This window comes from Actinomadura sediminis (assembly GCF_042675525.1).
Taxonomy (GTDB): domain Bacteria; phylum Actinomycetota; class Actinomycetes; order Streptosporangiales; family Streptosporangiaceae; genus Spirillospora; species Spirillospora sediminis.
Window position 1 is genome coordinate 15,563 of record NZ_JBHTJA010000095.1, and the last position, 11,872, is coordinate 27,434.

The following is an 11,872-nucleotide window of genomic DNA, read 5'->3' on the forward strand; positions in this document are numbered from 1 at the left end:
TGTCGTCCGGCACGATCAACTCTACGGCGGCCGAACGCGGAAAATTACCTCCCCATCGGCGACCTGATCGCCTACCGTCCAGGTATGGGGTCGCCGGTGATTCTCCTGGACGTCGACGGGGTGCTGAACCCGTTCCGGAGGCCGAGCCGTCGGTTCAAACGGCACCGGTGCTCCCCGGACGGCGTCACCTACGAGCTGTGGCTCAACGCGCGCCACGGGCCGGCGCTGCTCGACCTGGCCGAGTCGACCGGTGCCGAGCTGGCCTGGGCGAGCTACTGGTGCGACAACGCCAACATGTGGATCGCCCCGAGGATCGGGCTGCCCGTGGCGCTCCCGTTCGTCCCCATCCCGCGGTTCCCCGGCGCGGACGAGGGCGTGTCGCTCGGCGCGTGGAAAGCACGGCACGTGGCCGCCTGGGCGGAGGGCCGCCCGTTCGTCTGGTTCGAGGACGAGCCGGACGCGGCCGAGCGCGTCGCGGCCGTCCCGGACGTCGCCGAGCACCTGCTCGTGCGGATCGACCCCATGACGGGCCTCACCGACGAGCACCTGCGGGCGGCCGGGGACTGGCTCCGCGCGCTCGCCCGCTGACCCCGCGGCGGTTCCGTCCGTCCAAGACCGGCCCGACCCCCGCCGGGCGGCGCGTCAGTGGCGCGTCGGCGGGGCGTCAGTGGCGCGTCCAGTCGGGCTGCGCGAAGTCGGCGACCCTCGCCCGCCTGCCCAGCAGCACCACCTCGCGGAACTGCCACAGCATCGCGCCGGTCGGCGCGTGGACCCGCCAGTCCGGGGCCAGCCACATCTGCAGCAGGTTCCCGCCGTCCGGCTGCGGCACCCACCGCGGGGTGTCGTCGTCCGCGAGCCGCCGCAGGCTCGTGTGGTGCACCGACCGGACCTCGCGCGGGTCGGGGACGAGCGGGCCGGGGTCGTCCAGCGCCACCACGATCGGGGTGATCGCGAACCCCGACGCGGCCGGGAAGTCGTCGAGCCGGCCGAGGACGTCGGCCGCGCCCGCCGTCAGCCCGACCTCCTCGTGCAGCTCGCGCAGCGCCGCGCGCTCGGGCGTCTCGCCGTCCTCCAGCCGCCCGCCGGGCAGCCCCCACTGCCCCGCGTTGCGGCCCCGGTCGGCGCGTTTGATCAGGATCACGGACGGCACGCCGTCGTGCTCCAGCGCGCACAGCACGACCCCCGCGCGGCGCATGCCGGGCTCGTCGGGGACGGTCGTGTGCGCGAACGCGGCCAGCCGTTCGGCCGCGACCTCGCGGAACGCGGCGAGGTCGTCGAGGGGGGACGCGGGAGGGGCCATGGGCCGATCCTGCCAGGATGCCCGGCGCCCTCTCCGGGTAGGGGTGGGCGCAGCGGGCCCGCCCGGCCGCACCGCGTTCCGTGTCGCGTTTCTCCAAGACGGCGTGGCCGGCCCCGCGTAGCGTGGCCGCGCTGGTTCGAACACATGAACGAAGGAGGGGTCATGGATCTTCGTCACCGGATGCTCCCCGCCGCCGAGGCCGCGGCGCGGATCGTCCTGGAGATACCGGAGGCCCGGCTGGACGGCCGCACGCCGGCTCCGGAATGGACCGTCCGCGACCTGGTCAACCACCTGATCCTGTGGACGTCCCGGGGCGAGACCGCGGCCCGCAAGGAGCCCACGACCGGACCGGGGGAGGACCACGACTTCACCGCCGAGCCGCGCTGGGCCGAACGCTTCGAGGAACAGGCGCGGCGGACGGCCGAGGCGTGGCTCGACCCCGCGGCCTGGGAAGGCAACACCAGCCTCGTCGGCAACAAGGAGGGCATGCCCGCCACGTACATCGGCGGGATCCTGTACGGCGAGTTCGTCGTGCACGGCTGGGACCTCGCCGTCGCGACCGGACGCGAACCCGGGTTCCCGCCCGAGGTAGTCCAGGACGCGTGGGAGCAGCTCGTCCCGACCGCCGAGGTCGGCCGCGAGTACGGGGCGTTCGGCCCCGAGGTCCCCGTCCCCGAGTCGGCGCCGCTGCTGGACCGTCTCGTCGGGCTCGCCGGCCGCGACCCGAACTGGCGGCCCTGAACGCCCGTGACGCCGATTTGGCCGGGCACCGGGGAATCGAGGCGCGATCCGGTGCCCGCGCGCTCTACGCTGGTGACATGTCTTCAACGTCTTCGATCCGGGTACGATTCGCGCCGTCGCCGACGGGCATGTTCCACGTGGGCGGCGCCCGCTCCGCGCTGTTCAACTGGGTGATGGCCGCGCAGTCCGGCGGCACGCTGGTGCTGCGGATCGAGGACACCGACGCCTCCCGCAACAGTCCCGAATGGACCGAGGGCATCATCCGCGCCCTGGCCTGGCTCGGCATCGACGGCGAGCAGTACGAGGGCCCGTACTTCCAGTCGGCGAACGCCGACAAGCACGCCGAGGCCGCCCACACGCTGCGCGACGCCGGACGCGCCTACTACTGCGACTGCGCCCGCGAGGCCGTCATCGCCCGCACCGGCGACCAGCACAAGGGCTACGACGGGTTCTGCCGCGACCGCGGCCTGGAGCCGGGCCCGGGCCGCGCGCTGCGCTTCCGCACCCCCGACGAGGGCCAGACCGTCGTCGTCGACCTGCTGCGCGGCAAGCCGGTCTTCGAGAACGCCGTCCTGGAGGACTTCGTCATCGCCCGCGCCGACGGGTCGGTCACGTTCCTGCTGGCCAACGCCGTCGACGACATGAGCCAGGGCATCACGCACGTCGTGCGCGGCGAGGAGCACCTGTCCAACGCGCCCAAGCAGCAGCTGCTGTGGGAGGCGCTCGGCGGCGAGCCGCCCGTGTGGGCGCACGTTCCCGTCATCGTCAACGAGAAGCGCCAGAAGCTGTCCAAGCGGCGCGACAAGGTCGCCCTGGAGGACTACCGCGCCGAGGGCTACCTCGCCGAGGCCATGCGCAACTACCTGATGCTGCTCGGTTGGGCGCCGTCCGGCGACCGCGAGATCGTCCCGTGGGACGTGATCGTCGACGAGTTCCGCATCGACGACGTCAACACCTCCCCGGCGTTCTTCGACGAGAAGAAGCTGCGCGCGTTCAACGGCGAGTACATCCGCGCCCTGCCGGTCGAGAAGTTCATCGCCGAGTGCCTGCCGTTCCTGCAGGAGGCGCCGTTCGACGTGGACGTGTCCGTCTTCGCCGAGCTCGCGCCGCTCGCGCAGACCCGCATCGCGCTGCTGGCGGAGATCGTCGAGATGATCGACTTCGTGTTCCTGGACGAGCCGCCCTCCGACGAGAAGTCCTGGACGAAGGCGATGAAGGAGCCCGCCGCCGAGATCCTCGCGGCCGCCGAGCAGGCGTACCTGGACGCCCCGTGGCGCGCCGACGAGCTGAAGGACCGGCTGGAGCGGATCGGCCAGGAGCACGGGCTCAAGCTGGGCAAGACCCAGGCGCCCGTCCGCGTCGCGGTCACCGGCCGAACCGTCGGCCTGCCGCTGTTCGAGTCGCTGGAGATCCTCGGCCGCGACCGCACCCTGGCCCGCATCGCCGCCGCGCGCGCCAAGCTCGCCGCCGGGTCCTGACCCGGCCGTCCCCGCGGCGGCCCGCGCCTCCGCGTGCTAGCCGAGGCGCAGGCCGGTGTGGGCGGCGCAGAACGCGAGCACGTCGGTCTGCAGGCCGAGCCACCGCGACAGCGAACGCTCGCCGTGCCCGACGCCGGGCTCGCAGCGCAGCAGGACCGGATGGGACGACGCGGTCGCGTGCTGCAGCGCGGCGGTCATCTTGCGGGTGTGCATCGAGTCGACCCGCGGGTCGGTCCGCGGGCACGTGAGCAGCACCGGCGGGTAGGCGGTCCCGGCCCGGACGCGGTGGTACGGGGAGTAGCCGAGCAGGACGGCGAGCTGCTCGGGGTCGTCGGCGGTGCCGAACTCCTCGGTCCACATCCGCCCGATGCCGAACCGGTGGTACCGGACCATGTCGGTGACGGCATCGGTGATCACCGCCGCCGCGTACAGCTCCGGGCACCGGGTGAGCGCGGCGGCGACCAGGAATCCGCTGTGCGACGAACCCCGTATCGCGAGCCGGTCGGACGCGGTGTGCCCGCCGTCGATCAGCGCGCGGGCGGCGGCGGTGAAGTCGTCGACGGCGTTGGGCTTGTCGCGGCCGCGGCCCGCCGCGTGCCACCCCGTGCCCTCCTCGCCGCCGCCGCGCACGCTCGCGACCGCGTACACGCCTCCCGCTTCGACCCAGGCGGCGACGGCGGGCGAATACGCGGGCGGGGTGGACGCCCCGAACCCGCCGTAGGCGGTCAGCAGGAGGGGGCGCGGGCCGTCGCCGCCGGGCCGCGCGATCAGGTGCATCCGCACCGGCGTGCCGTCCGGCGAGGCGTAGGTCAGCCGCCGCACCTCCGGGCGCGCGCGGGCCATCGCCCGGGCGGCGGGCTCCGGAGGCGCCTCGGGGACGCACGACCCGTCGCGGACGTCGACGCGGTGGACGGCGGGCGGGGTCGTGTAGTCGGTGTAGGCGAACCAGGCGAGGGGGCCGCCGTCGGGCGGCGCGGTCAGCCGCGTCACGGTGCCGTGCCCCGGCGCCGGAACGTCCCGCAGGAACGTCCCGTCGGGTGCGTGGAGGCGCAGCTCGCTCGCCCCGTGCCGCGTCCGGACGGTCAGCAGCCGCGGTTCTCCCGTGGCGGGATCGGTGAGCGTCGCGCAGTCGGCGAGGACGGCGCCGGGCTCCTCCGCGATCACCGTGCGCCAGTGCTCGGGGCGCGGGTCCGCGGGGTCGACGGCGCAGAGCCGCCCGTAGGGCGCGCCTCGGTCGGTGACGGCGAGGACCCCGCCGTCCGGTGCGAACTTCAGGGCCGCGCGGGTGCCGTCGCGGGTGCCGTCGTGCAGGAGCGCCGGGCGCAGGACGGGCGCGCGTCCGTCCGGCGCGTCGGCGATCCACAGGAGGTTCCCGGACGTGGCTCCGGGCGCGGCGCTGAGCATGACGCGCCCGTCCGGCGCGCTCGTGACCGCAAGCTGCGGGAGGTCGGTGGCGAACAGCACCGGGTCGCCGGCGGGCTCGGCACCGACGCGGTGCAGGCGCAGCCGCCGTCCCCCCTCCAGGCCGGGGCCGGGCGTGTCGATGTAACAGAACGCCGTCCCGCCGGGAAGCCAGGCCACCGGCGTCACCCGGCCGGGTTCCAGCGGGCCGTCCACGAGGCCGCCGTCCGCCACGTTCAGCACCCACAGCAGCGGCCGCTCGTCCCCGTGGCGCGCCAGCTGGTAGGCCAGCAGGCCGCCGCACGGAGAGGGGCGCCAGCCCTGCAGCGTCGTCGCCCCCGACGGGTCCAGGACGAGCGGGTCGAGCAGCACGCGCGGCGGCTCGTCCGGCCCGGCGGTCATCAGCACGGGGAGCTGCATGTCCGGCGTGCGCCGCAGGAAGAACCGCCGGCCGCGCCGCCACACCGGGGGAGAGACCACCGGGACGGCCGCGCCGCCCGCGGCGGCCGCCCTCGCCAGCCGCGTCCGCCATTCCTCGCGGTCCGGCCAGCCGCCGGCGTGCCTGGCGAACGCCTCCGCCTGCCCGTCCAGCCACGCGGCGCAGTCCGGATCGTCGACGTCCTCCAGCCACCGGTACGGATCGGGCACCTCGTGCCCGTGCAGCCGCTCCACGACCGCGTCCCGGCGCGCCGCGGGCCGCCCCGTCGCCGTGCTCACGCTTTCGGCCCCCCATGGTCGGTCCTCAAGGGCCGAGGGCCCCCCGCCGCGGCGGGAAGCCCTCGGACGAGCCTGCGGCGGCTCAGTTCTGGTCGCCCTCGATCAGCTCCTGGCGCCATCCCTCGAGGATGACGATCTCGTCCGCAAGAAGCGGCAGCCCCGGCACGAGACTCGACGGGAGTTCGTTCATGCCTACCTCCGGTAACACTGTGTAGTGGCCTGGACGCACACAGGTATACCAGGTCTCTGAGGCGTGCAAACGCCGTTCCGATGAGACCGCGATGAGAAACGGCGTCAGGACTCCTGTGCCGGACCCTCCGCGACGACCGCCCCCTCGACCGGGGACCCGTCGACGGCCAGCGCGGCGCGCAGGCCCGCCAGGCGGCGGTCCAGCTCGCCGACCTCGTCGCGCAGCGCCGGCGGCACCCGCTTGCCCAGCAGCTCCGCCTGCTCCTCGACGGCCGCCAGCAGCTCGTCGAGCCGTCCGGCGAGCGCCCGCCGCGCCGCCGGCCCCGACTCCTCCGCCGGCCGGGCCTCCAGCAGCGTCGACTGCTCGCGCAGCAGCGCGGACTGCTCCCGCAGCAGCGTCGTCTGGTCGCGGAGCTGCTTGTTCTTGTTGTGCAGCTCCACGAACACCGACACCTTGGCGCGCAGCACCCACGGGTCGAACGGCTTGGAGATGAAATCGACCGCGCCCGCCGCGTACCCGCGGAACGCGTAGTCGGGGTCGCTGTTGACCGCCGTGAGGAAGATGATCGGCAGGTCGCGGGTCTTCTTGCGCCGCTTGATGTCGCGCGCCGTCTCGAACCCGTCCATGCCCGGCATGACGACGTCCAGCAGGATGACCGCGTACTCGTCGGTGAGCAGCGCCTTGAGCGCCTCCTCGCCCGACCTGGCGCGGACCAGGTCCTGGTCGAGGGAGCTGAGGATGGCCTCGAGCGCGATGAGATTCTCCTCGCGGTCGTCCACGAGCAGGATCTTCGCCTTGTCGTCCACGCGCGTCCCTCCGATCCGGTCGGCCCGCCGCCCGGGCCCGCGACCGCACACGTCCACCCACGGCAGACCCTACTGCCCGTGGCGCTCCTCTCCTCAGCGGACGATGGAGGGTTGCAGCCAGTTCCTCATGACGTCAAGAAGATGATCCACGTCCACGGGCTTCGGCACGTAGTCCGACGCGCCCGCCTCGAGGCTCTTCTCCCGGTCGCCCTTCATCACCTTCGCCGTGATCACGATGATCGGCAACTCGGCGAACTGCGGCATCTGCCGGATGGCGGACGTGGTGGCGTAGCCGTCCAGGCCCGGCATCATCACGTCCATCAGCACCAGCGCCACATCGGGGTTGCGGTGCAGGAGGTCGATGCCCGCCTGCCCGTCCTCGGCGTACAGGACGTCCATCCCGTAGCCCTCCAGGACGCTGGTGAGCGCGAACACGTTCCGGACGTCGTCGTCGACGATCAGCACCTTGCGGCCCGACAGGACGGTGTCCAGGAAGTCCGCGGGCGGCTCCTCCAGCATGCCGTTCACGGGCTGGTCGGGTTCCGCGCGGCGCCGCCCGCGCACCGGTCGCCGCTCGCGCCGCCGGCCGCCCTCGGGCGCGGCCTCGGCGGCCGGGGCGGCGCCCTCCGCCGCGTCCCCCGCGTCCTCGGCGGGCGCGATCGCGGGGACGTCCGCCTCGGCCACCGCGTCGTCCTGCGGCGACCTGCGCCGCCCGTCGGACTCGCTGTACTGCGCAGGGAGGTACAGCGTGAACACGCTGCCGTGCCCGGGCTTGCTCTCGGCGTGGATCTCCCCGCCGAGCAGCCGGGCGATGTTCCGGCTGATCGACAGGCCGAGACCGGTGCCGCCGTAGCGGCGGCTGGTGGTCCCGTCGGCCTGCTGGAACGCCTCGAAGATCACCTGGAGCTTGTCGGCGCTCACCCCGATCCCGGTGTCGATCACGCGGAACGCGATCACGTCCGGGGTGTTCCACAGCGCGGGCAGCGTGAAGTCGATGTCCCCGGCGCGCTCGACCAGCAGCCGGACCTCGCCCTCGGCGGTGAACTTCACGGCGTTCGACAGCAGGTTCCGCAGCACCTGCTGGAGGCGCTGCTCGTCGGTGAACAGCGTCCCCGGGACGTCCGGGGCCACCTCCACGCCGAACTCCAGGCCCTTGTCCTGCGACAGCGGACGGAACGTGGCGTCCACGTAGTCGACGAGCGCCGGCACCGACAGCCGCTGCGGATGCAGCTCCATCTTCCCGGCCTCGACCTTCGCCAGGTCCAGGATGTCGTTGATCAGCGTCAGCAGGTCGGTGCCCGAGTCGTAGATCGTCTGGGCGAACTCCACCTGCTTGTCGGTCAGGTTCCCGCCCTGGTTCTCCGACAGCAGCTTGGCCAGCACCAGCAGGCTGTTCAGCGGCGTGCGGAGCTCGTGCGACATGTTCGCCAGGAACTCCGACTTGTACCGCGACGAGATCGCCAGCTGCTCGGCGCGCTCCTCCAGCGTCCGCCGCGCCTGCTCGATCTGGTAGTTCTGGATCTCGATCGCGCGGTTCTGCTGCGCCAGCAGCGCCGCCTTCTCCTCCAGCTCGGTGTTGGAGTGCCGCAGCTCCGCCTGCTGCCGCTGCAGCTCGTCCGACCGCTCCTGGAGCTCCCCGGCGAGCCGCTGCGACTCGGCCAGCAGCGCCTCGGTGCGGGTGTTGGCGCTGATCGTGTTCAGCGTCACCCCGATCGTCTCGATCAACTGGCTGAAGAACGCCAGGTGGACGTCGGTGAACCGGCCGAACGAGGCCAGCTCTATGGCGCCCAGGACCGTGCCCTCGAACACGATCGGCAGCACGATGATGTTGACCGGAGACGCCTCGCCCAGCCCGGAGCCGATCTTCACGTAGTCGGCGGGGGCCTCGGAGATCAGCAGCGGCCGCCGTTCCTGCGCGGCCTGCCCGACCAGGCCCTCCCCGAACGCGAACCGCACCGTGCCCTTCTGCGTCCGCCGCCGCGTCCCGTACCCGGCGATCAGCACCAGCTCGGTCTCCTCGCCGACGGGCTCCGCGAGGTAGAACGCGCCGTACTGCGCGCTCGCCGTGGGCGTCAGCTCCCGGATGATCAGGTTCGCGACCTGCTGCAGGTCCCGGTGGCCCTGCATCATGCCGCCGATCCGCGCCAGGTTCGACTTCAGCCAGTCCTGCTGGTCGTTGGCCCGGGTCGTCTCCCGCAGCGTCGCGACCATCAGGTTGACGTTGTCGCTCAGCTCGGCGACCTCGCCGCGCGCCTCCACGGTGATGGTGCGCGTCAGGTCGCCCTCGGCGACCGCGCTCGCGACCTCGCCGATCGCCCGGACCTGCGTGGTCAGGTTGCGGGCCAGCTCGTTGACGCTCTCGGTCAGCCGCTTCCAGGTGCCCGACACGCCCTCGACCTCGGCCTGCCCTCCGAGCCGCCCCTCGCTGCCGACCTCGCGGGCGACCCGGGTGACCTCGGAGGCGAACGACGACAGCGTGTCGACCATCGTGTTCAGGGTCGTCTTCAGCTCGAGGATCTCGCCCTGCGCGTTGACGTCGATGCGGCGCGTCAGGTCGCCGTGCGCGACGGCCGTCGCGACCTGCGCGATGTTGCGGACCTGGTAGGTGAGGTTCGACGCCATGCCGTTGACGTTGTCGGTGAGGTCCTTCCACATGCCGCCGGCGCCCGGCACGATCGCCTGGCCGCCGAGCCGTCCCTCGGTGCCGACCTCGCGCGCGACCCGGCTGACCTCGTCGGCGAAGGCCGACAGGGTGTCGACCATCGTGTTCAGGGTGTCCTTCAGTTGCAGGATCTCGCCCTGCGCGTCGACCTCGATCCGGCGCGTCAGATCGCCCTGCGCCACCGCCGTCGTCACCTTCGCGATCCCGCGGACCTGCATGGTGAGGTTGTTCGCCATGCCGTTGACGTTGTCGGTGAGGTCCTTCCAGACGCCGCTGACGCCCGGGACCCGCGCCTGGCCGCCGAGCCGCCCCTCGGTGCCGACCTCCCGGGCGACCCGGGTCACCTCGTCGGCGAAGGCCGACAGGGTGTCGACCATCGTGTTGACGGTGTCCTTCAGCTCCAGAATCTCGCCCTGCGCGTCGACGGTGATCTTCTTGCCGAGGTCGCCCTGCGCGACGGCCGTGGTGACCTGGGCGATGTTGCGGACCTGGAACGTCAGGTTCGACGCCATCCCGTTGACGTTGTTCGTCAGGTCCTTCCAGACGCCGCTGACGCCCGGCATCCGCGCCTGGCCGCCGAGCCGCCCTTCGGTGCCGACCTCGCGGGCGACCCGGGTGACCTCGGAGGCGAACGCCGACAGCGTGTCCACCATCTGGTTCACCGTCAGCTTCAGCTGCAGGATCTCGCCCTGCGCGTCGACGGTGATCTTCTTGCCGAGGTCGCCCTCGGCGACGGCGGTCGTGACCTGCGCGATGTTGCGGACCTGGTACGTCAGGTTGTTCGCCATCGCGTTGACGTTGTCGGTGAGGTTCTTCCAGACCCCGCTGACACCCTGCACCCGCGCCTGGCCGCCGAGCTGCCCCTCGGTGCCGACCTCGCGGGCGACCCGCGTCACCTCGTCGGCGAACCGCGACAACTGGTCCACCATCGTGTTCACGGTGAGCTTGAGCTCCTGCAGCTCGCCGGTCGCCTCCACGGTGACCTTGCGGGTCAGGTCGCCCTTCGCGACCGCCGTGGTGACCTCGGCGATGTCGCGGACCTGCGCCGTGAGCCGGCCCGCCATCGCGTTCACCGCGGCCGTCACGTCCCGCCACCGGCCGGTCATGCCGCGCGACGGCGCCTGGCCGCCGAGCCGCCCCTCGGTGCCGACCTCCCGGGCGAACTGCGTGACCTCCCAGGTGAACTGGTCGAGCAGCTCCACCATGCCGTTCACCGACCGCGCCATGCGCAGCAGCTCCCCGCGCATCGGCCGGCCCGCGACCCGCAGCTCGACGCGGCGGCTCAGGTCCCCGGCGGCGACGGCCTCGACCACCTGGTGCATCCCGACGGACAGGTCCGTCAGCTTGGCGATGATCGCATTGGCGTCGTCCACGGCCCCGGCCCACGAGCCCTTCAGCGTGCCCGTGGTCAGCCGCCCGCCCAGCCGGCCCTCCCGGCCGATCTCCCGGCGGACGCGGGACAGCCCCGCGGTCAGCTCCTCGCCGTTCTGCCGGATCTCCTCCAGCAGTGCCCCGGCCTGCGCCACGGCGCCCTCACCGGGCAGGTCCAGCTCGGCCTTGGCCTTCCCGTCGCGGACGGCGACCAGCGCCTTCAGCAGGGGGGCGAGGTCGGCGTCGCTGTAACGCGGCGTTGTGTCGCGCGACCCGCCGGAGCGGGCGCGAGACGCGGTGCGCGGCATGCTATTCATCCTCCTGGCCCGCGTTCGTGGGGTACCGGATGCCACTGGCTCCTTTTCCGGGCCCTTGTCTCCCGGCCGCTTTCCGCGGCCTCCCGGCCGCATCTGTACTCTACGTTGCCGGACGGTCCGGGGCCCGAATCACACTCTGCCGGTCAACGGACGGTAACGACCGCGCATCCGCGCACGTAGTCTTCGTGTTACGGTCTGTCGTGTCGTGGCGGGGGCCCGGCGCCCGCCGGCGCGGAGACGCGGTGCGGCCCCGTCGAGCGGCTCTTCTGGCCGGGCGGCCGACCAGTCTGTCACGATAGCCAGACCCGGGTAGTGGACGCTTCGAACGAGGGACGACAGTTGGATCGGCAGACGGCGTCGGCCACCTTCCCGTCCGCCGCGGCGGCGGTCGCGGACGCGCGCCGGTTCGTCCGGAAGGTGCTCGCCGACTGGGGCATGGAGGACGTCTCCGACGACGCGATCCTGGCGACCAGCGAGCTGGCCACCAACGCGATCGCCTACGCCGGGACGTCCTTCGAGGTCACCTGCCGCCTCGAGGGCGCGGACATCGAGATCGAGGTCCGCGATCGGCACCCCACCCGCGGCATCGAGATGCCCGGTGTCACCGCCTCCAGCGGACGCGGCCTGCCCTCCATCGCCACGCTCGCCGACTCGTGGGGCGTCACCTACGACCGCCGCACCAAGGGCGTGTGGTTCCGCCTTCCGCGTCCCGGCGCCGAAACGGGACACGAGGCCGACCGCGAGCCCGGACACGACGACGCCCGCGGCTCCGAGGCCGCCCGAGAGGCGGGACGCGCCGACGACCGGCCGGCCGACGCCCGTCCCGCCGACGCGTCCTCGGACCCGCCGTCCGCCGACCCGCCGTCCGCGGGCCGGAGCGCCGCGGGCC

Annotated in this window: 8 protein-coding genes; 4 read left to right on the plus strand and 4 right to left on the minus strand. The window is 73.0% G+C overall.

Translation table 11 applies throughout. The features are described 5' to 3' along the window. Positions 1-84 precede the first annotated feature (84 nt). Complete coding sequence (locus ACFQ11_RS30200) at positions 85-588, plus strand: HAD domain-containing protein (protein ID WP_378304819.1); 504 nt, start codon at positions 85-87, stop codon at positions 586-588. A 76-nt stretch (positions 589-664) separates the two neighbouring features. Here the strand turns inward: ACFQ11_RS30200 and ACFQ11_RS30205 are convergent, their stop codons facing one another. Beyond that, positions 665-1,300 carry an NUDIX hydrolase gene (locus ACFQ11_RS30205; protein ID WP_378304822.1) on the minus strand — a complete coding sequence of 212 codons (636 nt, stop codon included), beginning with the start codon at positions 1,298-1,300 and terminating at the stop codon, positions 665-667. A 162-nt stretch (positions 1,301-1,462) separates the two neighbouring features. Here ACFQ11_RS30205 and ACFQ11_RS30210 point away from each other — a divergent pair, with 162 nt between their 5' ends. Both ACFQ11_RS30210 and gltX read left to right on the plus strand, forming a co-directional pair. Beyond that, positions 1,463-2,041 (plus strand): TIGR03086 family metal-binding protein, encoded by a 579-nt coding sequence (locus ACFQ11_RS30210; RefSeq protein ID WP_378304824.1) that lies wholly within the window; start codon positions 1,463-1,465, stop codon positions 2,039-2,041. A 77-nt stretch (positions 2,042-2,118) separates the two neighbouring features. Continuing rightward, positions 2,119-3,519 (plus strand): glutamate--tRNA ligase, encoded by a 1,401-nt coding sequence (gltX, locus tag ACFQ11_RS30215; protein WP_378304826.1) that lies wholly within the window; start codon positions 2,119-2,121, stop codon positions 3,517-3,519. Positions 3,520-3,555: 36 nt separating this feature from the next. Here the strand turns inward: gltX and ACFQ11_RS30220 are convergent, their stop codons facing one another. The 3 genes from ACFQ11_RS30220 to ACFQ11_RS30230 form a co-directional block, all read right to left on the minus strand. Next, the gene (locus ACFQ11_RS30220; protein WP_378304828.1) at positions 3,556-5,637 is read right to left on the minus strand and encodes a prolyl oligopeptidase family serine peptidase; all 2,082 of its coding nucleotides are present in this window, start codon (positions 5,635-5,637) and stop codon (positions 3,556-3,558) included. A gap of 294 nt (positions 5,638-5,931) precedes the next feature. Then, entirely contained in the window at positions 5,932-6,633 is a 702-nt protein-coding gene (locus ACFQ11_RS30225) for a response regulator (protein ID WP_378304830.1), read from the minus strand. Between the two features lie 93 nt (positions 6,634-6,726). Continuing rightward, entirely contained in the window at positions 6,727-10,974 is a 4,248-nt protein-coding gene (locus ACFQ11_RS30230; RefSeq protein ID WP_378304832.1) for a HAMP domain-containing protein, read from the minus strand. 348 nt (positions 10,975-11,322) lie between these two features. On the opposite strand from ACFQ11_RS30230, the gene ACFQ11_RS30235 reads away from it, so the two are divergent. Next, on the plus strand, positions 11,323-11,872 hold a 550-nt coding region (locus ACFQ11_RS30235; protein WP_378304834.1), incomplete at its 3' end, for an ATP-binding protein.